This window comes from Mucilaginibacter glaciei (assembly GCF_014773245.1).
Classification (GTDB): Bacteria; Bacteroidota; Bacteroidia; order Sphingobacteriales; family Sphingobacteriaceae; genus Mucilaginibacter; species Mucilaginibacter glaciei.
In genome coordinates, this window is sequence record NZ_JACWMX010000006.1 from 257,111 (window position 1) to 279,991 (window position 22,881).

A 22,881-nucleotide genomic window follows, 5' to 3' on the forward strand; every position below is an offset into this window, starting at 1 on the left:
CCAAAATAAAAACCCTCTTATCATACCCTTTATGAAAGAAGATCAGGAAGCATCGCGCAGGGGCTTTATTAAAAAACTGGCAACCACCGCCGCGGCTGTTACAGCCGGCAGCAGTTTGTTAGCCACCGATAAACCCGGTAGTTTTTACTATTTAAAACAGCAATACAACAACTTTGGCCCTAACGACCAGGTAAACATTGCACTGATAGGCGCAGGCGGCATGGGCACGTCTGATACCAATACAGCACTTCAAGTGCCTGGTGTTAAACTGGTTGCCGTTTGCGATCTGTATGACGGCCGCCTTAAAGATGCCAAAACTAAATGGGGTGCCGACCTTTTCACGACCAAGCATTATAAAGAAATATTAAGCCGCAAGGATATCGACGCGGTGATCATCGCCACACCCGATCACTGGCACCAGCAGATCTCTGTTGATGCGATGCATGCCGGCAAGCACGTGTACTGCGAAAAGCCGATGGTACACTCCGTTATGGAGGGCCCGGCGGTAATTAAAGCGCAGCAGGAAACCGGAATGGTTTTCCAGGTGGGCAGCCAGGGTGTATCATCTTTAGGGAATGAGAAGGCCCGCGAACTTTTAAAAAGCGGCGCAATTGGGGATTTGAATTATGCCGAAGGCTTTTGGGCCCGCCGCGGTGCGGTAGAGGTTTGGCAATACCCCATCCCCGATGATGCATCTACCCAAACCATTGATTGGGATACCTATATCAGTAATGCACCTAAACGCCCGTTCGATTCTAAAAGGTTTTTCCGTTGGAGGAACTACACCGATTATGGCACCGGTATGGCGGGCGATTTATTTGTGCATTTGTTTAGCAGCCTGCATTTTATCACCGGCTCGATGGGGCCTAATAAGATCTATGCATCGGGCGGGTTACGCTACTGGAACGATGGCCGCGAAGTGCCGGATGTTTTGTTAGGCACCTTTGATTATGCCAAAGCCGCGGCACACCCGGCGTTTAACCTATCCTTACGCTGTAACTTTGTAGACGGCACCAGCGGCACCACTTACCTTAAACTGGTGGGCAGCGAAGGCTCGATGGATATTACCTGGGATAGTGTGACCCTTAAACGCAACAAAACCATTGATAACAGCGACCCTTTCTACATCGAAAAAATGAAGCAGATGGGCCAAACCAACAGCGGCCGTAAAATGATGCTACCACCAGAGCAGATCACCTACGACGCCGAAAAGGGTTACCTGGGCGGCCCCTATGATCACATGAATAACTTTATTAACGCCATCCGCAACAAGGGTAAGGTAACCGAGGATGCGGTATTTGGATATCGCGCAGCAGCCCCTGCACTGCTATGTAACGACAGCTACTTTAAAAATGCCCCTATGTTTTGGGACCCCGAGAAAATGAAACAGGTAAAATCAGTATAACAAAAAACGCCTCCTGAAAACCGGGAGGCGTTTTTTGTTAATAGAACTTTGGCAGCGGGTTCAGGTCCCTATCCTGCCTCTGATGCCAGTATGGATAAATCGGGGCCATTTCACTTGCCGCATCCAGCTTCTTAACCTGGTCTGTAGTCAGGTTCCATCCTACTGCCTCCAGGTTTTGTTTTAGTTGTTCTTCGTTGCGGGCACCTATCACCAGGTTAGCGACAGTCGGGCGTTGCAACAGCCAGTTGAGCGATACCTGCGCTACCGATTTGCCTACTTCTTCGGCTACTTCGTCCAGCGCATCTACAATGGTGTAAAGGCGTTCAAAATCTGTCGCGGGGCCATGGCTACCACCTTGTGCCAAACGGTTATCTGCCGGCACCGGTACGCCCCTGCGAAACTTACCACTCAATCTACCTGATGATAGTGGGCTCCATACAATGGTACTCACCTTTTGGTCGATCCCTGCGGGCATCAGTTCCCATTCAAATTCCCTGTCTAATAAAGAGTAATATGCCTGGTGCGCTATATATTTCGACCAGCCGTAACGCTCAGAAACCGACATGGATTTCATCAGATGCCAGCCTGAAAAATTGGAGCAGGCAATGTACCGCACCTTGCCGCTGGTTATCAGATCGTCCAGCGCGTGCAGGGTTTCTTCAACAGGTGTATTACCGTCAAATCCGTGCATATGGTAAATGTCTATATGGTCGGTGTTCAGCCTGCGCAGGCTATTCTCTGCCGAGCGGATAAGGTGAAAACGTGATGAGCCGTAGTTGGGGTCGTCGCCCATTTTAAAGGTGGCTTTGGTCGATATCAGTACCTCGTTACGGATGCCTTCGAGCGCCTTACCCAATATCTCTTCCGATACCCCGCCCGAATACACATCGGCGGTATCGAAAAAGTTAACACCGGCATCCATACACAGGCGCACCAGCTTTTTAGCTTCGTCTAACTGCGTATCGCCCCAGGCTTTAAAAAAATTATTGGCGCCGCCAAAGGTCGCGGTTCCGAAACTCAATACGGGCACCTTTAATCCCGAGCCGCCTAATTGTCTGTATTCCATATGTCGATGTTTTTATAAGTAGAAATTCAAATTTCGGGGATAGCGGTAAAAGTTGTATCACAGGAATAACATAATACCGACCGCTGATTTAAATGATTTTAGGATTACGCTGATGAAAAAGCCCGCGTCATTGCGCGGAGCGATAGCGACAAAGCAATCCCCGACATGCTCGTAGTCTACTTGTCTATCGGGGGATTGCTTCGTACCTCGCAATGACGCGTTTATAAAAAAGCGGCTACAACCGCTTCTCGTAACACAAAAACCGCAAGCCCGGTCTAAAATTCAGGCTGATCTCGCCCGAGTAGGTGTACCCTAGTTTCGGGAAAAGTTTTTGCGTTGCCTGGTTATTGGTGTTAGTGTCTATGCGCAATAGGGGGATATTCTGGCGGATGGCCTCTTCTTCGGCCTTGTTTAATAATTGCTCCGCTATACCCCTGCCCCTGTAATGTGGACTAACTGCTAACCGGTGAGTAACAATGGCCTGCTCGGTAATATCCCAGCCTGCCTGGGTGTATTCTTCGCTTTGATCATGGGTAATGGCGATAACGCCTGCAATGGCATCATCAATATCAGCTACCCATAACTGGTTAAGGCTAATGTCGCGCTCAAATACTTCGGGATTAGGGTAATCGTCGCTCCATTGCAAATTACCGGTTGCGCGCATCAGGGGCACCACATCTTTTATCAGCAACATGATATACGGGATATCGGCAAGGGTAGCAAGGCGGATAGTCATCAATTTAAAAGTAAAAATTCAAAAATAAGAACATCTGCATATCCGCATATTTGCTCATCTGCACATCCATTAATGGTTATGCTTTTTATGGATATCCTTTACCAGGCAAAGCTTTTTGATCTCGTCTATCCGGATGGGGAACGGCGCGTACTTTAAACGGTTGCCTATCATTTCGGTAACGTTATCTGAGTGGGCAATCACTTCTTCGGGGTTATCGCTGGCCAGCAGGCGCTTATACATACGATAATCACCCCATTCAATATAGTAAACCTCGCCGGGCAATATCTTGCGGTCGCTGATAATTTTCAATGCCACCCAGCAGCCGTTTTCCAGGTAAGGATACATAGAATGCCCCCAAACCGGCAGGGCGAAATCGCACTCCTCGATCCCGGGGAAGTTCATGCGGCCAACCGGGCGCGAGTCGTTAATGTCGTTGTAAACCTCTACGCCCGATGCCGTCGCAATGATATCGTACATCGGGATTCCTTCTTCTGTCATGGCAGATACAGTTTTATCTGTACTCTTCTTTATCCCCAATATATCACTGTATTTATCCTTAAATATCTTTAGCTTTTCCGGGTCGATATTTTGGCGGCTTTTAATAATCTCAGTAATACTGCTGGCCGAGTTAAAACCAAGCGACTCGGCCAACTCGGTATTATTATTAAATGCTTTACCTCGCAACTGGTTATATAAAATAATAAACTCCAGTGTTTCGGGGCGTATAGTTTTAATTTTATTAGGCTTCGATGCGTCTTCCATATAAATAAAAAATAATTACAGATTTATCTTGATTTAAATAAAGATTATTCTGTATATTTGAATCGTCAATATTTGCTAATCTAATACAAATTATTAACAATCCAACTATCATGAATAAAGAATATCAAGAAAGTACTTTACAAGCAATCCGGGCGGGTTAAAATGGTTTGGCTGCCTCCATATAATTTAAAATCCAAAAAAACATATCCGATGCATATCGCCTACAGCGCCCTGCGCCCTACCAATAAAACCGAGTTAAAAAGCAACGAATTGCAGCAACGGCTGGATGCTTACCAGGCTATCTGCGAAAAATACAGCCGCGAGATAGCCGCCATACAAAAGTACCTGCCGGGATGGACGCCTGCCTTTGAACGGAAGGGATAAACTTTTTAATAAGAAAGGTCATCCTGAGCCTGTCGAAGGAAACGCGTTGGAATGGCTGCCTAATGGTTCGACAAGCTCAACATGACAAACTACTACAAAACAATAAAACTATTAACATGAAACTAACTCAAAAACTTAAAGACCAGCTATGGTGGATGATCATATCTGTAGATTACGATTACAGTCGCATTTGCATTGCCGAACATGAACTGAACGAAGACACCTTTTCCCTTTGGCTGGAGGATAAGCAAGATTTTAAAAACTCCCTGGACGAATGCCTGCTGCTGGATATCAGCCTGAAACAATTTGCAAAGATCATCAAAACCGAGGGACTGAACAGTTACGAAGGAACTAAAGTACACCCCACCAAAAACTTTGCCTATAAAACACGGATACAGATCAACGAGGCCATTAACTGGTACCGCGAAGATGCATCATTAACAGAGCAGCAATGGGCGCGCGAGGCGGTGTTACGCAACGTGCTCACCTACCTGGTGGAAACCGAAGCGGCGACAGAACAGGAATGGATTTAGAAAGTGGAAAGTTTAAAGTTATGTGCAGAAAGCTGAAAGCAAGGTAGAATACAAAACAATTGATTTCACCTTCCGTGTTATGCCATTAAGCATAGTCAGCATTTTAAATCAATGATGCTAATCTTATTTAGTTTTGATCAGTTGCTCTTCTTCTACGTCCACCAGTTCTTCCACTTCGCTTAAAGCCTCGGCCGGGGTGGCGTTGTACTGTAACTTCCGGAAACGCCAGATAGCAAAGGCTGGTTCCTGAAAACGGTTGATAAGTTTAAAGAATTTAGGAAAGTTGTGAACCTCGTCCAACAGTACGCCGGTAACGATGCCGTTGTTATCCAATATTTCGCGGATGGTGTACTCCTTATCCCTCGTGATCCAGATCTCAAAATCACGGCGGATCTCTTCGTTCTTATCAGGGTCAATCTTATCGTTTACGCAAATAACTTTATCACCAGGCCTCATATAAGGCAAAATTAAAAATTCAAAAGTAAAAAACCGTACATGTTGTGTAATAAACCTAATCAGATTTGTACGTATTACGTTATACGTTTTACGTACAACGCCCCAGGTAAGACGTACGACTTATAACGTCAACTACCCGTCGGCATAGATACGTAAAACACCGTGCCTTCACCTTCGGGGCTTTCTACCCAAATGCGACCGCCCTGCAGTTCGGTAAATTCCTTACAAAGCAGCAGGCCAAGGCCAACACCCTTTTCGTTATCGGTACCAAAGGTTGATGCCGCACGGAGCGAGAACAGTTCGGCTTGCTTTTCAGAAGATATACCGATACCATTATCGCGGATGATGAGCCAGCACTCGCGGCCAATATGTTTGGCCTTAAAGCTTATCTGCCCGCCATGCGGGGTAAACTTAATGGCGTTATTGATCAGGTTACGAATAACCAGCTGCAGCATGTCGCTGTCGGCAACAATTTTTACCTCCCAGTCAATCTCGCTAATAAGCGTAATATCCTTTTTAAGCGCAATTGAGCGTTCCAGTTCAATAGTATTAAATAAAGACTGGCGCAGGGTTACATAGCCCAATTTAACGTTTACCCCGTCCATTTGGGCTTTTGACCATATCAGCAACTTACCCAGCATGTCTATAGTGCTGCGCGTTACCTTCAACAAGTCGCCCTCTACCATTCGGCGCTCGTCGGTTTCCAATTCGTACTCGGTAACCATCTCCAGGTAGTTTTGAATATTGCTTAACGGAGAGCGCAGGTCGTGCGCAATGATAGACATCAGTTTGTTTCGCTCGGTATTAACACGTTCCAACTCGTGGTTCTGATCAACTATCTGGTGGTTCTTTTGCTCTATGGAAGTAGCCTTATCAGATGCCGACCGTTTTTCGTGATCGTAGTTGCGGCGTAAATAAGTGACGGTGTAATAGATCACTATAACCACCACAATATAGCCCGATGTTATATCGAAATACCGACTCTCCTTATTCATATAAGTATCGGGTATCAGTTGAGGCCAACTATATTCTATGTAATGCAGCAGGCAAATAATCAATATATTAACAGCTACCCATGGCTTTTGCTGCGATTTTGGCACCACACATAGTACCAGTAAAATACTCAGACCCATCAGTACGTCTGTTGGGCCATAGGTGCCCGAGTTATAAATGAAGTTAGCGATAAAAAGCACGTGCCCGGTAACCGCAAACATGATAAAGGTAGAGTTAAACTTACGCTGGCGGCGCGACCGATAATACAGAAAAGAAAAGATGATAACAGCAACCAGGCTTATTAAAGCGATAAGCGGCAGGCCGATAAAATAATTAAAGGGAACATTATATGCCAGCGCAAAAATGGCAATTACACATAGGGAGTGAAATATCCTGGTCTCTAACGAAAACTCGGCAGTGGGCCCCGTAATATGGATCCAGAGTTTGTTGATATACCTAATAGTAGCACTTATAATAACGGATTAGGGGTAGTACAATTATAATAATAATATTTAACCAAGGCAAAATAATATTCCAGAAAGCTATAATTGTAGCGCACAGGTAGCTTAAATATTAGGCGCAAAAAAAGCCGGGCACTGCCGGCTAATCAAAAAAGAAAATATTATAAGGGGTTATTAATTACGGCTAAAGCCTCTGTTACCACCACCACCATTGCCACCAAAACCGGGGCCCTTATCTTCGGCAATGTTTACAGTAATGCGTTTGCCGTAATAGCTTTGCCCGTTCATGCATCTTATCGCTTCTTTAGCTTCTGCCTCGTTCACCATTTCAACAAACCCAAAACCCCTGCTCTCTTTTGTTTCACGATCTTTAACAATTCTGAGTGATTTAACAGGCCCAAAATCTCCAAAAACCGCATTTAGTTCGGCCTCACTCACTTCAAGCGGAAGGCCTCCAATAAATACTTTCATTAATCTCCTTTTGTTTTTTTACAAATGTACACAAAAAAGGCCAATTTTGAAAGAATTAGCGGGATTAAGACCGCGTATAACGCCCTTTTTTACAATAAACTGTCAATACAAAAAAGGGCTGTTTTAAAAAGACTGTTTAAAAGCTGTGGCGGCTGTTTGTCTTAGCATTATTTTTTGATCTTCAGGTCGAATTTGCCTTCTACCCTGTAAAATGGCGAACCTTCCTTATCATCTTTAGCCAGGAAGGTAAAGAATGATCCTTTGGCCAAAACAGTATCGCGGCGATAGTCGGTAAGTTTAATGTTGCCCGCATCGCCGGTTTCCGTAAAACGGGTAAGGCTGTACTGTTGGGTGTGCATAGCATCGGGCCTTAATATTAACTGGCTGCCCTCTATGCCACGAGTTACATCGGTGGCGGCCATTCCTTTTGAGGAAAGGCCAAAACTCATAGTGTGATCTTTATTAATGGCGGTAACACCAAAATATTTATCATCGCCCACATTCATGTTCACAAAAGCGATAGAATCTGTAGCGGCATCAAATTTATAAGTAGAATCTTGCACCCTGATAATAAGGGTGCCGCTAAGGGCAAGGTAATTACCCGGCGACGATTTGGCGATTGCGCTATCGGCTTTCACTACCGCCTGTTGCCGTGCAATCTCGCTATCTGTAGCATCTTTCTGGCAAGATGAGGCCATACCCGAAAGTAGCAAAGCAACACAAATACACCAGTTAGTAAACCTTTTTAGCTGCATAACGAATAGATGCAATAAACTTAATGAAAAACAACTTAACTATGACCTCCAACACTCCTTTTAGCTAAAATTTAACAATTTTTAACTTACTATATAAACGAGATCGCAATTAAAAAGGTTTGTTTTTTTTCACCATGCTTTTTAATTATTTACGCTGATAATTAAACTTTTACAAAACGAAAGGGATCAACGTTAAATTTTTGTTAAAAAATTTCGCCAACGGTTACAAAAACCCCTTTCGACCCCTGGTTGCCAAATCCGTAATCTATCGCGATATTGGTTTTTGATACCTTGTTAAGTTTAATGCGCAGCCCTGCACCGTAGCCGGGCTGTACCCTTTGTAATGGTGTACCAGGCGCACTGGAGAATGACTCAGCATTAATGAATGCTACGCCGCCTAATAAACCATTGCGGGATATGGCATACCTGTATTCGCTTTCGGCATAAACCATTTGCGCGCCACGGAAACGGCCCTGTATGTAACCCCTCCCTGTACCGTTGTACTGATCCCATGTATTAGCGGGCAGATCAAGGTAAGGCGGCTCGCCGTTAAGCACAAGCCAATCGTAACTCCAAAAGGCCAGTACATTTTTTGAGCCTGCAGGGAAACGGCAGTATTTGCGTACATCAACCACTAATGATCGCCAAGAGGAAGTGCTGCCTAAAAATTCTTTATTATCCCGGTAAAGCAATGCCGTATAAAAACCACGGGTAGGATTAATAGAGTTATCACGCATATCTATCAGTGCATTTAGCGTAATACCTGTTGATGTGGTGCTTTGCTGGGGGCCATAGCGCGCATAGTCACTGAGGCTGCCATCGGGGTTACCCTCTTCTTCCACCCCTAAATGCTTGTCTACAATAAAACCTGCACCAGCATACAAGTTACCGGTAATATGTTTCAGGATGGTTTCATAAAAGCGGAACAGCGTGTAATCCATCGCGTTATTGTTTTTTGCCGATGAATTACTGCCCAGCCCGAAAGTGCTTTGCGGATATTTATAAAATTTTATATCGCCTATAAAATTATAGTTATTGTCGGTTGTCCAGATGTTGGATTGTATGGGAATGATGATCTGTTTACGCTGTGTATAAGCCGCGTTTGAGGATATGGTTGAGATGCGCGAGTCGGGCCCGGTGCGGAAAGCCACATTGCCCGATAGGGTTACCGCCAGTTTAGTTTGCAAGGTGTAGCCAATAGCGGGCAATACTGAATACACGGGCTTGGTGCCGATAACCGTTGCCTTATTTTCGACAGCCTTATGCTTATTGAATACCGAACTAATCACATCGTAAAGATCCTTTTGCCTGATAGTATCATTTTGCAGGGCCACCAGTGTATCGTTCAGCCGCTGCTGCGTAAAGGGGATGTTCGATTTTCTATCCTGCGCGTTCAGCATGGCCGGGCATAAAAACCCGAGGACCGTTATAAAAATTACCGCACGAATAGTCATTAATTTAAGTAGTGGGTGTTACTGATTGACAGATTGTTCAAATATATAGGTTTTGTGTACCGGTTGGCTATTTTGGCTGGCAAATGAGTTATGCCACGATAGATAATTGCATAATACAGACATACCTTCTTTTAAAATAAATCCAATAATATTAGCAAATACCAAAACTTTTTCGTACTTTTGAATATAATTTATGCCAATCGGCATTTTAAACATAAACTAACATCTTCATGCATTACGTCTACCAACCTACGGAGTTTGCCCGGCGGATCGATGCCTATTTCACGCACATTAAAGGCGAATACCACATTGAGCAGCTACCGGAAAAACCTGCCGATAAAAAACCGGAAGTAACAGAAAAGATTATATGGGACCGCCTGCCCGAACCTGCACTCTTAACCGGCCTTGCCTTGCACCTCGGCTTTGGTAGCAAGCAGGAAATGGAAGAATATGAATTGAAGGGCAAGCACAAATTACAACTACGAAAGGCCCGCCTAAAGATAGAATCTGAATATGAAAAACGCTTATCGCAGGCATCACCTACCGGTGCGATATTCGCTTTAAGAAGCATGGGATGGGCAGATAAAACAGACACTGCGACTAATAATAACACCGCCACAATTGAGCGGGCGGTAATAATTGAATCCGGCCCCGCATTAGCAGGCAACGAAAAAGACGTACTGCTGTAACCGAACATTACGACGGGTTTTTTGCTCCAGTTATACGTGCCTTTAACTATCAATCCTATTGAATTCACCTATGAAAACCAGCTCCTTATTTAAACACAATTACCAATCAACAGCGCAGGTGATTATCAACCAGGGTGGCACCAGCTCGGGTAAAACCTATGCAATTGTACAGGTACTTTTTAGCCTGGCTATTACTCAAAAGGTTGTGATCACCGTTGTCGGGCAGGATATCCCCAACCTCAAATCGGGAGTAATGCGCGATGCCGCCGCCGTGCATGGCAGTTCGCCGGTCTTTCAGGGCGCGGTAAAGAACTTAAACAAAACAGACCGTATCTATGAGTTTGATAACGGCAGTTTGATCGAATTTAAATCATACGGCAATGCGCAGGATGCAAAAAGCGGCAAAAGAGATTATCTTTTTGTAAACGAAGCCAACGGCATTGAATGGGACATATACACCGAGCTGGCCCTGCGTACCCGTAAGCGCATTTTTATTGATTACAACCCTAATAGCGGCTTTTGGGCGCACGAGAAACTAATTGGCAAACCGGGCGTTGAACTGATTATATCCGACCATAGACATAACCCATTTTTAGATGATAATACGCGCCATAAGATCGAGTCGCTAAAAAATGAAGACGAGGAGCTATGGAAGGTCTATGCTCGCGGCCTCACCGGCCGTGTAACCGGGTTGATTTTTAGTAAATGGAGCATTTGCGAGGCTATACCGCCCGATGCTAAATTGTTAGCAGCAGGCCTGGATTTCGGCTATAGTCAAGACGAAACCGGTTGCCTGCTGGTGTATAAGCAAAACGGTGAGCTTTGGATTGAGGAATTGCTTTACGAAACCGAATTGACCAATACGGATATTTCCAAAAGATTGAGCAAAGCGGGTTTAAAAAAATCAACCCCTGTTATCGCCGATAGTGCCGAGCCAAAATCTATTGAAGAGTTAAGGCGTTTAGGCTGGCAAATAACAGGTGCCAAAAAAGGCGCAGACAGCGTAAATCATTCGATAGATATCCTCAAGCGCTATCATCTTAACGTTACCCGCAACAGCCTAAACCTGCGCAAGGAACTTGAAAAATACAAATGGAAAACTGATAAAAGCGGCCATAGCACCAACCAGCCCATTGACACCTGTAACCACCTGATAGACCCTTTAAGGTATGTTGCACTTAACATGCTAAAGTTAAAACCTATAAAACCAAACACTACCCGACTACCATATGCCCCATCTTCCTATCAAGGTAGCGTTTACGAGGAATTGATTGGGATGGCATAATGGGCGCCCCGCCTGCCCCCCCTGCCGAGAGGAGATCTAAGAAAATCAGTATAATCATTTAAATCAAAATAATCACAAAACAGATGATAGAAAAAACCCTCCGCACAACCACCGGAAAGCTAAACCTCAAACTCCCCTCACAGCTAAGCGAAGTTACCCTGGGGCAAATGATAGCCCTGCAGGAAAGTAAAGACTTGGGCGACCTGGAAGCCATCAGCATCCTTTCGGGAGTGCCGGTGAGCGATCTGCAATCGGTAGTGAATGCCAATGATTTTATGGATTTTGCCGATGCCGTGTTATCCCTGTCGCATCAGATCAAATATTTATACAATAGCGATGAGATCCCAAAAACAGTCGCGCTGATGATTGATGATAAAATCGTTACCGTTAACGTAATCCGCAACCTTTCTTTAGAGCCTGCGGGTGCCTTTATGGCCGCAAGGGACATTATCAGCGACGAGATCACTGCGCACATCAATCTGTACGGCGAAGAGAACTGGCAGGATTATTTTAACCCTTCGCTTACGGCCTGCTGCAAAGTATTGGGTTACTACCTATACTGCCGGGCAACCGGCAAACACTACAACGAGTACGCCGCCGCCGACTTTGCCGAAGCCATTAAACAACTTAGGGTAACGGAGGCGCTGCCCATAGCCAAACATTTTTTTATGAACTATCCCAACTTATCGAAACCGAGAATCGGCTTCTGGCGTCGGCTGTTACGGCTTTAGAGAAACGGGCCGGTGTGCAAGCTTTCGAAAAGTTCAAATACATCAACACCGTCAATTCCCTGGCCGGCGGTGATATCACCAAATGGGAAAGCATCCTGGCCATGCCTTATGAACGCATCCTCACTAAACTACTCCTTAACAAAACAGAAGCCGAGTACCAAAAGAGATATATGGAGATGAGCAGCGGGCAGTAATAAACAGATGTAATTCCGACCGAGCGAGAGCGAGGAGAAATGACAGGTCGCTGATTTCCAATCACTAATTCACTAACTCATTAATTCGCTAATTAATCCATGCGCAACCAAATAGAAGCTATCACCCAAACACTTACCGGCGCGCCGTCGTTTTTGTACGGTACCGAAAAAGAACTGAACACCCTGGCAGACGATGCGGCCTTCCCCTGCGTAATGCTTTACCCCTTGCAGCCCATTGTGGTATCGCCGCAGGTAAATGGCTCGGTCAATAATATTTTCACCATTTACATAGAGTTTTTGTACAAAACTGAATTTGGCCAGTTTACCGCCCAAAACGAGGCTTACGTGCAACAGGCCATGTATATGGCTAACCAGTTTATGGTAAAGGCTGCCAAATACCGCGATGGTGACGGCCGTTACTTCCGCGTCAAAGCCGGTGAAAAGGCCAAGTGCTTGCCCGTGTACAATAAATTTGATGTGAATACCACCGGCGTGGGCCTCACCATTACCCTCAGTACCATGTATTATGAATCTTTTAGCTGAGGCATAAGAACCAAAACCTCCCGGAACCAACTATCGCCTATAGCAACAAAAAAAACCTTACGAAAATGTCACTCATAGCAAGTATAGATTATAGCAGCACCTACCAAAACGGCACCCAGGTAAACGGGCGGGTGTACATTACCCTTACCGATGCCACGACAGGCCGGCCTGTTAATGGCGATTACGTACCCGTAAGCTACCAGGTGATAGAAAACGGGGTTATTAACAACTACACCGTGAGCATCCCCGGGCAAAGCATTGCCATATACACGGGTTTGCTTACAGATACCAACCCGCTTAACCCATACTACGTAACTTTTTCAGTTACGTTTGTTGGAGCCGTGCCTGCCCCCGCCCCACCCGTAAATACCTGCGATCTGCTCATTAGTTCTGTAGTGCCTATCCAGCCAGAAAGTGCCCCCGGTGCAGCCGACGGGCAGATCAGGGTTAATGCCACATCCAGCTATCTGCCCATTTTGTACAGCACAGATCAGCTTACCTACCAGTCGTCAAATATATTTACAGGGTTGGCCGCCGGGTTGGTAACCGTTTATGCAAAGGATGCCAATAACTGCACTGCTCAGCAATCTGTCGATGTAACGGGGTTAAATAATCTGTTGCTTGCCGATCCGTCAGTAACGCTTATCGGGGGCAACATCTCCCGTTGGAATGCAGCCTTCAACCCGGTAGTTTTTACTTATCAGCGTAAAGATTTTGGCGTGTTGGCTGTGCAGGAACACCCTGCAAGTGGCAAGGCCCTGGTAACCGTAAACGCAGCGAATACAGCCGCAATTGTTAAAGGCGATAAGGTTTACCTGAAGGCGGGCGCCTACCGGGGTGTTTATGAAACTGAAGTTACAGTAAGCCCTAACCAACTGATCATAAACACGCCCTACAATGGCCCCGCCACGGGTTTTATCAACATTAACCGGCTGCGGCACTATTATAAGATCATTACACAGATCACCTATTTTGATAAATTAACCGGGGCGCAAAGCACTATCACCGCCAGCAACAGGCCCAATAATGAAGGCGTAACCCGTGCCGATCTTTCTAACTTTTTGCAAAGCATTTTGCGCCCTATAGACGATAGCGATTACACCCAAAGTAACTACCGCGATGATAACCTGAGTGCCAGTTACCGGGTAGCCTACGCAGAAGAGTGGGACGAGGGCGGCGAGGCCAAAAGATCGGCGTTCATCTGTTTAAGCCATCCGTTTTATGTACTTTATGCGGCTAAACAATTAGGTGAGCGCTACGGTGGCAACCTGGCCGCCTACGTGCCGTTTAGCGCGGTACCGGCCGGTGCCGAAAAGGCCAAATGGATAACCGATTTTGCCGAACCTGCTTACAGTAATGGCTACCCGTTTGACATTGGTTTTATTTACAGCGATGACTTAGTCGGCCGTGACGTCTTTTGTGAAATCACGTTGCTGGATATTAACCGCCGCCACCTGCCAGGCGGCCCGCAAACCAGTTACCTGCTCAATGATGATGGGAGCTGGCTATTAAATCAGGACGGCAGCAAACTGGTGATAGCGCGCCAAAATCAAGTAGCCATACCTATACCACAGCAGCTGGGATTGAACCGCCTATTGATCAATCAATACTTTACTGCCGATGTTTATTACTTGAATATCACCCTGAAATACACTGACGAAGATGCCGTTACCCACACCCTTACTGAAACCCAAACCGTACGGGTTGACGATGCGGTAGATGATCAATCGGTTTACTTGCGCTGGATAGGCCTTACAGGTTGCTGGAACTACTACCGCTTTGTTTACAACCAGGAAGTTAGCCTGGATGTACAGAACGCCGTGATCATCAAAAACTACGTGTTCGACTGGGAGAACCAGCAGGGCATCGAAGAAGTGATTAGCAAAACAGCGGGACAAAAAATAAAAGTAGTAGCCGAAGACCTGGCTGTGGCCGATATCAAGGGGCTGCAATCCATCAAGTACTCGCCAAAGGTGCAAATGCTCGTCAATAAAAACCCGGTTAAATGGCAAACCATTGTGATCAATACCGCCACCTACAGCGAGTACGATACCCGCAACGGCCAGGCACCATTCAGCTTAACGTTTAACCTGCCGGCAATTAATATTCAAACCCAATAGGCCGGTATTACACCAAAGCACCCGCGTTTTTTACTTTACTAAGTGGATGCGGGTAACGGACTTATCGTAATTAGTAGGGCTGGCTACAACCCCTTCTACCGAATAAAGCAATTCATTCGCCTTTGACGTAATGATCGTGTAAGTAGCGTCTCTAACTGTATTAGATGTTCCGTTACTTATAGCGGTAACATTGGTTAATTTAATTGTGGTGCTTGAAACAGAGTAATTAAATGTTGTATTCACTACGCCCGCTTTTTTAAAGCTGCCGGTTCCATCCGCATTAAAATTCGCGTATTCCAGGCTACTATTATCGTACTGGTAAGTGAAAGTATCCAAAACTTTTCCATTCGCGTAGTAATCGTAAATGCGGTAATCAATTCGCCATTCACCAACAATTGTGAAGGTATTGTTAGCCGGTGAATCTTTTCTACAAGAATAAAAAGTTAAACAAAGTAGTGTAATAAGCAGCAGAGCGTAGATCTTTTTCATGATAAGGTTTTTGCGAAAATAACAAATTTAGTAACATCTAATGAACCAAATCCAACTCTATATCAATAATCAATTAGTTGACCTTGCAGACGATAGCCCCATTGCGCTCACTTTCCAGATCAACAACCTGGCCGAGGTGAAAAACCAGCAGGGCAATACCAGCAACCAGTTCAAACTGCCGCTTACGCAGCGTAACAGGCAGATTTTAGGCTTCCCGGATGATGTGGCCTTTGCCACAGCCGCACCTTATGATAATTATGAAGCCAAAATTGTGCAGGACGGGTTAGAGATCATCCCTTATGGTTTGGCCACTTTAAACGGCATCGAACAGGATAACGCCAACATAACCATATTGAGCGGCAACGTAGATTTTTTTGATGCCATTAGCGGCAAACTGTATGACATGGGCGATGAAACCACCGCCTACGGTGCCAACCATCCATTCAAAAAATGGGAGCATAACTGGAATGTAGCCAACGTGGTAGCCTCGCAAACCCATACAGAGGGCTGGATATGGCCGGTGGTTGATTACGGCAACCTGCTTTACAATTTCGCGGGGCAGTGCGAGGTAAATGTGCGTTACCTGCGCCCCGGCTTTTTCATCAAAACCGCCATTGATATGTTGCTGGCCGCCAATGGATACAAAGGGGTGGGATCGTTAATGGAAGACCCGCTGTACCCGCTGCTCATTGCACAGTTCAGCAACAATACATTTGAACATGGCACCGAGTATCAGAACAAGGCTAACCCCTACGGACTGGAAGCGGCCATTGGCCAAAAACTGAATGTTAGCCACATCCCGATATATGATAATAAGGGTAACATCCCGTTCAATGCCATGATCAAAGATCCGGCCGGGCAGTTTGCCGGGGGCACCACCTTTACGGCCAAACAGATCAGCAATGTGGAGGTTAAGCTCACCATTCCGGCACTCCGTTTTGAAGGCCGGGTAACGGGCAGCCACCCGTCATCGTTAAAAATAAGCATTTTTTATACCGATGCGGGCACCACCATTTCACTGGCCGAAACCGACTTTGATTTTGCAGGCGGTTTTGAGCGTTTAAGCGGTAGCGGCGGAAGCATCAGGGGATACCGCAATTTTTCCAACACAGTATTATCGGCATCGGTAGATCTGGCCGCAGGTAACCAGCTCAGAGTAGGCTACGAATTTTTTGGCGACAGGCCCGCCTACTTCAGCATCGAAACCGGGGCAACCCTGACCATCATCCCTACCAGCAAAGGCATTTTATACGGGCAGGATATTCAGTGCGAGCGCATCTTCCCGGATATCAGCCAAAAGGACCTGCTTAAAGATGTGCTACAGCGTTTTGGTGTTGTTTGCCAAACGGATACCAATACCCGTACTATCAACTTTGCATCTTTCAGGGACATTGTAGGTAACATACCCGTGGCCCAAAACTGGACTAATAAGTGTTTGAACCAGGGCAAAAGCGTGGCTTTCCAGCTGGGAAATTATGCGCAGGTAAATTATTTGAAATATAAAGACGACGAGGCCGTATTACCCAAAGGCTTTGCCGATGCCCGGATAACCGTGGCCGATAAGACCCTGCCCGCCACGGCCGACCTGTTTGAGAGCCAGTTTGCCCCTACTCTTAACCGCCCCTACATTGGCGGCAGCATCGCCCAGATAAAAATGACAGAAGGTGCCGACGAGGACAACGATTTTAATATCGGGGTATCGCCACGTGTATTGATCAATAAAACCATAGACCTTCGCGAACACGGCGGCAAAACCATCAAATTCACCGATGGCAACCCCGCGCATGACCATGTGGTGAACAGCGCCGTATCCGTCCCCTACTTTTACCGTACGGATATGACCGGTAAAAGCCTGCACTGGGACGACCTGCGCAAGCAATATTACCCCGAACTGGAGAAGATATTGAAGCAAACCAAAAAGGTAGAACGTTACTTTATGCTCTCGCCCCGGGATATTTTAACACTTGATCTGTTAGTCCCAGTTTACCTGGAGCAGGATAGCGCCTATTATTACATTAACAAGATAGACAGCTGGCGCAAAGGGCAGCCCGTAAAGGTGGAACTGGTGAAACTGGGTTAAGAGAACATCCCGTGAGTAACCTCCTGTACCGAATCATCCGCATAGAATAAAATGGTAAATGATCCGGGAATTTGAGTGATTACTAAAATATCCTCTCTCTTAATATGGTTCTCGTTAATAAAACGGGTAAGGCGCTCATGGGTGCTAAAGTAGTCGGATTTTAATACGATCATCATTGGTCAATTTATTATTGGACGATGATTTGTTAGTATTGTTACTTAAGGCGAAATAATTTCTAAACTATTTGGATTTCAAAAACTAAGCTTTATATTTACCAATAATATTAGCAAACCTATACCATCATGAAGCAATTTTTACTTGTACTGTTTTTATGTACGGCTTTACAGGCCAAATCACAATCAACAAAACCCATCACGTCGTTTTTAGGTGTTAAATTTGGCAGTACCCCAGCACAGGTTATCGCCGGTTTAAAAGCTAAAGGTGCTGTTTTTATCAAAGCAAGTAGCAAAGCAGATTTCTTAATTTTTGACAACATCAAATTAGGCGGCAGAAAAACTACTCATTCATTTGTATCCTTTTCAAATGGTAAAGCAGCCCAGGCCGGATTTATTTTCAAAGCTGAATTAGAGGCAAAAACATTAGATTATTACAATGATTTAGTTGCAGATATTGCCGGGGTTTATGGAGAGGGCACTGTTACAAAAGAATTTAAGCCTCCGTATGAGGATGGTGATGGTTACGAAGTAACGGCTATATCGACAGGTAAAGCAGATTTTAAGACGCTTTGGGGATTGGAAGATGAACAACAGCCTGGAAGTGTTATGGTTATTATAACCGATAATTTATCCATTATGCTAACCTACCAGGACAAAAGTTTAATGGCGTTGAAGTCTCAGCAAGATAAAAAAAAGAGTAACGCAGACTTTTAATTAACTATGGGAATATTTGGAGAGCGCAGCTTGAGGGATCAGCTTCTGGAAATTGATTGGGAAAAACATACAGGCATTTGGAACAGGCGGGTACGCCAATATGGTACATCCAAGGCATTAACTGTTTTACTGGTATTTGTAGCTGGTATATATTTTATACGTCAGCATGACAAGGCTGCTGATCTTTCCTGGTACAAGATAAAAAAAAACGATAAACTTTACGCCGACGAATATTTTGTTACAGATACATCTGATGCTGTGTTTAGGTTTAACCGTCTTATAAGACCTATTACAGAGGCTGACGTAAAAAAAATGAAGCTATCGGTGGATAAGAAAAGAAAAATAATTGCGCAATTGGATAAAAATAACAAAAGTAACCTGATGCTTGATATGAGCGAAATAGTCATTACAAAAGAAAATTTATTTAAAAACGGATCAGCGTTTATCGGCACCTTTGCCGAAAAAGATAGCCTTACGATGCTTGTTGGAAGTGGCACAAACGTAAAATGGTATGGCTTAATACCTAATGAGCGCGTTGTTGATCGCGGCTATGAAATAACTATCCCAAAAGGCTATGTTTTAGCTAATGATTATTATTACGTAGAAGCTGCAGATGTAAGATTAGAAGAATCTGAGGCTATTAAAAAAACGAAGCACATTACGTTTGATACAACCACACTTTTAAAAACAGAAAAACTTCTAAATCTTAAACAATTGTAAACTATACAACTAAATTATAAACATGAAAAAACTCCTTCTTATCACTTTTTTATTTTTTGCCTTTCACGCTAAATCACAAACCACAAAGCCGATAGATTCCTTTTTGGGCATAAAGTTTGGAAGTTCTGTAGCTGAAGTGACAGCAGCACTTAAAAACAGGGGTGGTAAAATAAGCCCCGGCGCTTCGCCAACTCTATTATCATCGTCAAATATTTCATTAGGGAGTAGAAAGGCTGAAAGCTTTTTTGTAATGTTTATAGATGACAAGGCATATGGAGCTTATTTTGTGTTTAGACCCGAGTTAGAACCTCAACTAATAGATTACTATAACAGTTTAGTGAGTGATATTAGTGATGTTTATGGAAAGGGTAAAAGCCACAAAACTTTTAAGCAACCATACGAAGATGGAAATGGTTTCGAGGTACAAGCCATAACCACTGGCAATGCAGATTATGAAACGATATGGACAAATGAAAACAATAAAATATTTGCTACAATTGAAAGTGACGGATCTGTTGTATTAATTTATAGTGAGGGTAATTTAACAGAAAAGGCTACTAAACAGGGCAAAGAAAAAGAAAAAGCTGATTTTTAATAAAATCTAAACAATTTAATAAGCCCGTTTCGGGCTTATATTTTTTATTTAAATATGCCAAATAGCATAAATTACATAATATGAAAAGTGATAAAAGTATATCCGGAGTTTTATCGGAAACACAGAATTTAAAAGACGCTAACATTGAGTTAACTAACACGCTTGATAAGCTGATGCAAGCTCAATCCAAGATGGCAGTAACGTCTGAAAAATCGTCCAGGGCCTATCAAGACATTTCCGTGCAGTTAAGAAAAGCTGAAAACGCTTTGAAAAGCAACAACGAACAGATTGATAAAAACACCAGGATGCTGGACATGGCGAAAGGTTCATTTGAAAAAAACAAGGCCTTGTTGGAGTCGCTGAAAGCACAATATGTAGATCTTACCAGTTCACAAGGCGATAACGTTACAGGTGCATCAAAATTAAACAATCAAATTGCGCTGCTTGGTAAAACGGTAGATGATCAGGGGAAAAAACTTGAGAAAAGCAGGGAGGTTTTCGATTTTCATAAGAAATCAATAGAGGCTGTTGAAGATTCATATAAAGATCTGTATAGCGGAGCGGGTGATTTTGCACCTGTGTTAGATTCTGTTTCGAAAGGCTTTAACGCGATGAAAGACGGATTAGATGTAGCTAAAACAGGTTTGCGAAGCGTTGGTTCGGCGTTGAAAGCAACCGGATTTGGGTTGCTTGTTTTGGTGCTTGAATCGATTACCGAATATTTTACCAAAGATAAAATAGGGATTAAACGATTTCAAGGCATACTAGCAGCCGTAGGAGTTGTTGTAGATGAAATAAACGGAGCCTTTTTAAGCCTGGGCAGATCGATTGTAGATGCACTGTATTCCCCGGGTGATACCATTAAACGATTCTGGACAGGGCTTATAAACACTTTCAGCAAAAGTTTTAGCGCATTGGGCGATATACTTAGCGGCGTATTTACATTAAACCCCGAAAAAATTTCTGCCGGGGTATCAACGCTCCGTAAAGAAATCAATAAAACTACTACTACTATTAAAGACGGTTTCAATCATTTAAAAAATGAAATGGTTGAGTTAGGCGGCAATGCCGGAAAAGCATATCATGAAGCCTATAAAAATGCCGGAGAGAAAACCGTCAACACAAGTAGGAAAATATTAAAAGCAAAAGCACCTAAAGATGTTCATCCACCTCATCTGGAGGTACTTGAGGCGGCTTCGGGCTATGCTATTAAAAAAATTGGAGAAGAAAAAAAGCTTTATGACACAGAGTTAGCTTTACTGAACGATCAACTGAGAAAAAAACTTGTAAGCCAGGAGGAGTACAATAAGCAAAGCGAGCAGCTGCAGCAAACCTATCATCAAAATATTGGCAACAATTTAGACCTCTCTAATGAAAAGGCTAAAGCTGCTATGGAGGCCCGCTTTAAAAACATCATCGAACAACAGCATAACCGGGACGTGCAATTAAAGAAAGGTAAAATGGAGCAGGATGAAAAAGACCTGAACAAAGCCATCCTCCCCGGTCAGCAAATGGATGCCGAGAAAAAGTTGATAGCTGATAAATACGATTACGAAATTGCCCTCGCCGGCGGCAATACCGAAAAGATAAAACAGCTGGAACTGGACAAGCAAAAGTCCCTTACCGATGTAGCTAACCAACACGAGCAGCAACGTAAGGAATTTGCCCTGAACTCCGCCCAACAGGTTGCCGATAAGGCCTTTTCCATCATCGGCAACAACATCAAGTCGACAAGTGATGCCAAGCTAAAGGGGCTGGAAACCCAAAAGGTCGGCGAGCTGAGTAACACCAGCCTTACAGCCACCCAGCGTAAAGCTATTGAAGATAAGTACAAGAAAAAGGAAGCTGAAGAAAAACTCAAGGCTTTTAAATCCGAGCAGCGGGCATCGTTGTTACAGGCGATAGTTAACGGCGCGCTGGCGGTAACCAAGGTAACGGCGCAAACGGGCGTAATCGCACCCTTTGTTATCCCCGGTATCATCGCTTCTACCGCGCTGCAAGTGGCTACCATCCTGGCGCAGAAACCACCGGCATTTGCCAAAGGCGGGCACTTCGTATCTGATGGTCGCGGTACCCTACTACCAGGCTATAGCCGTACCGATAATACCAACGCCTATCTGCGCAGCGGCGAGGCCGTAGTAGTGTCTGAGGCCATGCGCAACCCCTGGGCGCGTAACCTGGTAAGCGCCATCAACGTGGCCCACGGCGGGCGCGATTTCTCGGTATCTAACACCGGCCGCGGCTATGCCATAGGCGGCATCTATACAGATGGCGGCAATGCCAACCGTTATTATAACCAACCGGTTAATGATGCCAAAGAACTGGCCAACACGCTGGCCTATCAAATGATCAACAACTTCCCCCCTATTTATGTGGATGTGAAGGACGTTAACAACCAGCAAAACATCCTGGCCCAAACGGTTAACAGGGTGAATCTTTAATTCAAATTTAAAGTCAAATTAAAACCGGGACACCCTTGCGTTGACTTTTGATATCTCACGTTTTACTTTTTACTTATCTTATGAATATCCAACTTGCCAACACCCTGTTCGACGACGGGGTATTCTCGGCCATGTACAAGGCCGGTTTTATCACTGCCAAAGTATTTACCTATCGCGAGATCTACCTGTGGGTGAATGCCCAGGTACAAACCCGCGCCATCACCAAGCACCAGGCCGTGCTGGAGGCCGAAGTAAAGTTCGGTAAGGACGAGCGCACCATCTGGCGGGCGCTGAATTGCTTCACTGTTTGAGGTGCGGGATTGTGGTGCGGGGTGCATTTTATAATACGTATATGAATGGTATAATTAAATCGTTAAATAAAAGGGTAATTATTTATTTTACATTTAAAATACAATTTATAATTATTCCAAATAATATCAAAAATAGCTATTATAAGAGATTGTAGCGATGATATATTTTATACATATAATTATATTATAAATGCATCACAACTTGTTTAGAACGATTATAACTGCTTCTATTGCCAATTGACAAGATGAAAGTCTACAAAAGTGAAAAAGTGTTAAGCTTTTCAACTTTACACTCACAATTGGTCTCGTTTCTAATA

General features: G+C 44.4%; 25 protein-coding genes. 15 read left to right on the forward strand and 10 right to left on the reverse strand.

Annotation, left to right across the window (positions count from 1 at the left end):
- Positions 1–31 precede the first annotated feature (31 nt).
- Entirely contained in the window at positions 32–1,405 is a 1,374-nt protein-coding gene (locus IDJ76_RS15840; protein ID WP_191164319.1) for a Gfo/Idh/MocA family protein, read from the forward strand.
- Between the two features lie 37 nt (positions 1,406–1,442).
- Here the strand turns inward: IDJ76_RS15840 and IDJ76_RS15845 are convergent, their stop codons facing one another.
- The 3 genes from IDJ76_RS15845 to IDJ76_RS15855 form a co-directional block, all read right to left on the reverse strand.
- Positions 1,443–2,471, reverse strand: coding sequence for an aldo/keto reductase (locus IDJ76_RS15845; protein WP_191164320.1), 1,029 nt, complete (start codon positions 2,469–2,471; stop codon positions 1,443–1,445).
- Between the two features lie 235 nt (positions 2,472–2,706).
- Positions 2,707–3,207, reverse strand: coding sequence for a GNAT family N-acetyltransferase (locus IDJ76_RS15850; RefSeq protein WP_191164321.1), 501 nt, complete (start codon positions 3,205–3,207; stop codon positions 2,707–2,709).
- 69 nt (positions 3,208–3,276) lie between these two features.
- Complete coding sequence (locus IDJ76_RS15855; protein ID WP_191164322.1) at positions 3,277–3,969, reverse strand: S24 family peptidase; 693 nt, start codon at positions 3,967–3,969, stop codon at positions 3,277–3,279.
- 210 nt (positions 3,970–4,179) lie between these two features.
- Here IDJ76_RS15855 and IDJ76_RS15860 point away from each other — a divergent pair, with 210 nt between their 5' ends.
- Complete coding sequence (locus IDJ76_RS15860; protein ID WP_191164323.1) at positions 4,180–4,353, forward strand: hypothetical protein; 174 nt, start codon at positions 4,180–4,182, stop codon at positions 4,351–4,353.
- A gap of 116 nt (positions 4,354–4,469) precedes the next feature.
- On the forward strand, positions 4,470–4,886 hold the full coding sequence (locus IDJ76_RS15865; RefSeq protein WP_191164324.1) for a hypothetical protein: 417 nt from the start codon (positions 4,470–4,472) through the stop codon (positions 4,884–4,886).
- Between the two features lie 123 nt (positions 4,887–5,009).
- On the opposite strand, the gene IDJ76_RS15870 is transcribed toward IDJ76_RS15865, so the two are convergent.
- The 5 genes from IDJ76_RS15870 to IDJ76_RS15890 form a co-directional block, all read right to left on the reverse strand.
- Entirely contained in the window at positions 5,010–5,342 is a 333-nt protein-coding gene (locus IDJ76_RS15870; protein ID WP_191164325.1) for a hypothetical protein, read from the reverse strand.
- Positions 5,343–5,470: 128 nt separating this feature from the next.
- On the reverse strand, positions 5,471–6,556 hold the full coding sequence (locus tag IDJ76_RS15875) for a sensor histidine kinase (RefSeq protein ID WP_224746357.1): 1,086 nt from the start codon (positions 6,554–6,556) through the stop codon (positions 5,471–5,473).
- A 414-nt stretch (positions 6,557–6,970) separates the two neighbouring features.
- Positions 6,971–7,267, reverse strand: coding sequence for an RNA recognition motif domain-containing protein (locus IDJ76_RS15880; protein ID WP_191164326.1), 297 nt, complete (start codon positions 7,265–7,267; stop codon positions 6,971–6,973).
- 167 nt (positions 7,268–7,434) lie between these two features.
- Positions 7,435–8,022, reverse strand: a complete 588-nt coding sequence (locus IDJ76_RS15885) for a hypothetical protein (protein ID WP_191164327.1) — start codon at positions 8,020–8,022, stop codon at positions 7,435–7,437.
- Between the two features lie 203 nt (positions 8,023–8,225).
- On the reverse strand, positions 8,226–9,476 hold the full coding sequence (locus IDJ76_RS15890; RefSeq protein WP_191164328.1) for a BamA/TamA family outer membrane protein: 1,251 nt from the start codon (positions 9,474–9,476) through the stop codon (positions 8,226–8,228).
- 230 nt (positions 9,477–9,706) lie between these two features.
- Between IDJ76_RS15890 and IDJ76_RS15895 the strand changes: the two genes are divergently transcribed.
- The 6 genes from IDJ76_RS15895 to IDJ76_RS15920 all read left to right on the forward strand — a co-directional run bounded on the left by IDJ76_RS15895 (position 9,707) and on the right by IDJ76_RS15920 (position 15,038).
- Positions 9,707–10,165 (forward strand): terminase small subunit, encoded by a 459-nt coding sequence (locus IDJ76_RS15895; RefSeq protein ID WP_191164329.1) that lies wholly within the window; start codon positions 9,707–9,709, stop codon positions 10,163–10,165.
- A 70-nt stretch (positions 10,166–10,235) separates the two neighbouring features.
- Positions 10,236–11,450 carry a PBSX family phage terminase large subunit gene (locus tag IDJ76_RS15900; protein ID WP_191164330.1) on the forward strand — a complete coding sequence of 405 codons (1,215 nt, stop codon included), beginning with the start codon at positions 10,236–10,238 and terminating at the stop codon, positions 11,448–11,450.
- A gap of 83 nt (positions 11,451–11,533) precedes the next feature.
- A complete protein-coding gene (locus IDJ76_RS15905) occupies positions 11,534–12,181 on the forward strand; it encodes a hypothetical protein (protein ID WP_191164331.1) in 648 nt (215 codons plus the stop codon).
- A gap of 14 nt (positions 12,182–12,195) precedes the next feature.
- Positions 12,196–12,375, forward strand: a complete 180-nt coding sequence (locus IDJ76_RS15910) for a hypothetical protein (RefSeq protein WP_191164332.1) — start codon at positions 12,196–12,198, stop codon at positions 12,373–12,375.
- A 99-nt stretch (positions 12,376–12,474) separates the two neighbouring features.
- The gene (locus tag IDJ76_RS15915; protein ID WP_191164333.1) at positions 12,475–12,918 is read left to right on the forward strand and encodes a hypothetical protein; all 444 of its coding nucleotides are present in this window, start codon (positions 12,475–12,477) and stop codon (positions 12,916–12,918) included.
- Positions 12,919–12,983: 65 nt separating this feature from the next.
- The gene (locus tag IDJ76_RS15920; protein ID WP_191164334.1) at positions 12,984–15,038 is read left to right on the forward strand and encodes a hypothetical protein; all 2,055 of its coding nucleotides are present in this window, start codon (positions 12,984–12,986) and stop codon (positions 15,036–15,038) included.
- A 30-nt stretch (positions 15,039–15,068) separates the two neighbouring features.
- Here the strand turns inward: IDJ76_RS15920 and IDJ76_RS15925 are convergent, their stop codons facing one another.
- Positions 15,069–15,527 (reverse strand): hypothetical protein, encoded by a 459-nt coding sequence (locus IDJ76_RS15925; RefSeq protein ID WP_191164335.1) that lies wholly within the window; start codon positions 15,525–15,527, stop codon positions 15,069–15,071.
- A 40-nt stretch (positions 15,528–15,567) separates the two neighbouring features.
- Between IDJ76_RS15925 and IDJ76_RS15930 the strand changes: the two genes are divergently transcribed.
- Complete coding sequence (locus IDJ76_RS15930) at positions 15,568–17,607, forward strand: hypothetical protein (RefSeq protein WP_191164336.1); 2,040 nt, start codon at positions 15,568–15,570, stop codon at positions 17,605–17,607.
- Here the strand turns inward: IDJ76_RS15930 and IDJ76_RS15935 are convergent.
- Positions 17,604–17,783 carry a hypothetical protein gene (locus IDJ76_RS15935; protein WP_191164337.1) on the reverse strand — a complete coding sequence of 60 codons (180 nt, stop codon included), beginning with the start codon at positions 17,781–17,783 and terminating at the stop codon, positions 17,604–17,606. The two genes, IDJ76_RS15930 and IDJ76_RS15935, sit on opposite strands and share 4 nt — an antisense overlap.
- Positions 17,784–17,909: 126 nt before the next feature.
- Here IDJ76_RS15935 and IDJ76_RS15940 point away from each other — a divergent pair, with 126 nt between their 5' ends.
- From IDJ76_RS15940 to IDJ76_RS15960, 5 genes are all read left to right on the forward strand, one after another.
- The gene (locus IDJ76_RS15940) at positions 17,910–18,497 is read left to right on the forward strand and encodes a hypothetical protein (protein WP_191164338.1); all 588 of its coding nucleotides are present in this window, start codon (positions 17,910–17,912) and stop codon (positions 18,495–18,497) included.
- Positions 18,498–18,503: 6 nt separating this feature from the next.
- Positions 18,504–19,217: a hypothetical protein gene (locus IDJ76_RS15945; RefSeq protein WP_191164339.1), complete on the forward strand. Its 714-nt coding sequence runs from the start codon at positions 18,504–18,506 to the stop codon at positions 19,215–19,217.
- A gap of 22 nt (positions 19,218–19,239) precedes the next feature.
- On the forward strand, positions 19,240–19,812 hold the full coding sequence (locus IDJ76_RS15950; RefSeq protein ID WP_191164340.1) for a hypothetical protein: 573 nt from the start codon (positions 19,240–19,242) through the stop codon (positions 19,810–19,812).
- Positions 19,813–19,892: 80 nt separating this feature from the next.
- Positions 19,893–22,253 (forward strand): hypothetical protein, encoded by a 2,361-nt coding sequence (locus IDJ76_RS15955; protein WP_191164341.1) that lies wholly within the window; start codon positions 19,893–19,895, stop codon positions 22,251–22,253.
- A gap of 80 nt (positions 22,254–22,333) precedes the next feature.
- Positions 22,334–22,564: a hypothetical protein gene (locus IDJ76_RS15960; RefSeq protein WP_191164342.1), complete on the forward strand. Its 231-nt coding sequence runs from the start codon at positions 22,334–22,336 to the stop codon at positions 22,562–22,564.
- Positions 22,565–22,881 lie beyond the last annotated feature (317 nt).

What these genes read in the sequence shown, in the direction of transcription:
- IDJ76_RS15840 (WP_191164319.1), top strand. Translation starts at nt 32, where the DNA reads ATGAAAGAAGATCAGGAAGCATCGCGCAGGGGCTTTATTAAAAAACTG.
- IDJ76_RS15845 (WP_191164320.1), bottom strand. Translation starts at nt 2,471, where the DNA reads ATGGAATACAGACAATTAGGCGGCTCGGGATTAAAGGTGCCCGTATTG.
- IDJ76_RS15850 (WP_191164321.1), bottom strand. Translation starts at nt 3,207, where the DNA reads ATGACTATCCGCCTTGCTACCCTTGCCGATATCCCGTATATCATGTTG.
- IDJ76_RS15855 (WP_191164322.1), bottom strand. Translation starts at nt 3,969, where the DNA reads ATGGAAGACGCATCGAAGCCTAATAAAATTAAAACTATACGCCCCGAA.
- IDJ76_RS15860 (WP_191164323.1), top strand. Translation starts at nt 4,180, where the DNA reads ATGCATATCGCCTACAGCGCCCTGCGCCCTACCAATAAAACCGAGTTA.
- IDJ76_RS15865 (WP_191164324.1), top strand. Translation starts at nt 4,470, where the DNA reads ATGAAACTAACTCAAAAACTTAAAGACCAGCTATGGTGGATGATCATA.
- IDJ76_RS15870 (WP_191164325.1), bottom strand. Translation starts at nt 5,342, where the DNA reads ATGAGGCCTGGTGATAAAGTTATTTGCGTAAACGATAAGATTGACCCT.
- IDJ76_RS15875 (WP_224746357.1), bottom strand. Translation starts at nt 6,556, where the DNA reads ATGTTTGCGGTTACCGGGCACGTGCTTTTTATCGCTAACTTCATTTAT.
- IDJ76_RS15880 (WP_191164326.1), bottom strand. Translation starts at nt 7,267, where the DNA reads ATGAAAGTATTTATTGGAGGCCTTCCGCTTGAAGTGAGTGAGGCCGAA.
- IDJ76_RS15885 (WP_191164327.1), bottom strand. Translation starts at nt 8,022, where the DNA reads ATGCAGCTAAAAAGGTTTACTAACTGGTGTATTTGTGTTGCTTTGCTA.
- IDJ76_RS15890 (WP_191164328.1), bottom strand. Translation starts at nt 9,476, where the DNA reads ATGACTATTCGTGCGGTAATTTTTATAACGGTCCTCGGGTTTTTATGC.
- IDJ76_RS15895 (WP_191164329.1), top strand. Translation starts at nt 9,707, where the DNA reads ATGCATTACGTCTACCAACCTACGGAGTTTGCCCGGCGGATCGATGCC.
- IDJ76_RS15900 (WP_191164330.1), top strand. Translation starts at nt 10,236, where the DNA reads ATGAAAACCAGCTCCTTATTTAAACACAATTACCAATCAACAGCGCAG.
- IDJ76_RS15905 (WP_191164331.1), top strand. Translation starts at nt 11,534, where the DNA reads ATGATAGAAAAAACCCTCCGCACAACCACCGGAAAGCTAAACCTCAAA.
- IDJ76_RS15915 (WP_191164333.1), top strand. Translation starts at nt 12,475, where the DNA reads ATGCGCAACCAAATAGAAGCTATCACCCAAACACTTACCGGCGCGCCG.
- IDJ76_RS15920 (WP_191164334.1), top strand. Translation starts at nt 12,984, where the DNA reads ATGTCACTCATAGCAAGTATAGATTATAGCAGCACCTACCAAAACGGC.
- IDJ76_RS15925 (WP_191164335.1), bottom strand. Translation starts at nt 15,527, where the DNA reads ATGAAAAAGATCTACGCTCTGCTGCTTATTACACTACTTTGTTTAACT.
- IDJ76_RS15930 (WP_191164336.1), top strand. Translation starts at nt 15,568, where the DNA reads ATGAACCAAATCCAACTCTATATCAATAATCAATTAGTTGACCTTGCA.
- IDJ76_RS15935 (WP_191164337.1), bottom strand. Translation starts at nt 17,783, where the DNA reads ATGATGATCGTATTAAAATCCGACTACTTTAGCACCCATGAGCGCCTT.
- IDJ76_RS15940 (WP_191164338.1), top strand. Translation starts at nt 17,910, where the DNA reads ATGAAGCAATTTTTACTTGTACTGTTTTTATGTACGGCTTTACAGGCC.
- IDJ76_RS15945 (WP_191164339.1), top strand. Translation starts at nt 18,504, where the DNA reads ATGGGAATATTTGGAGAGCGCAGCTTGAGGGATCAGCTTCTGGAAATT.
- IDJ76_RS15950 (WP_191164340.1), top strand. Translation starts at nt 19,240, where the DNA reads ATGAAAAAACTCCTTCTTATCACTTTTTTATTTTTTGCCTTTCACGCT.
- IDJ76_RS15955 (WP_191164341.1), top strand. Translation starts at nt 19,893, where the DNA reads ATGAAAAGTGATAAAAGTATATCCGGAGTTTTATCGGAAACACAGAAT.
- IDJ76_RS15960 (WP_191164342.1), top strand. Translation starts at nt 22,334, where the DNA reads ATGAATATCCAACTTGCCAACACCCTGTTCGACGACGGGGTATTCTCG.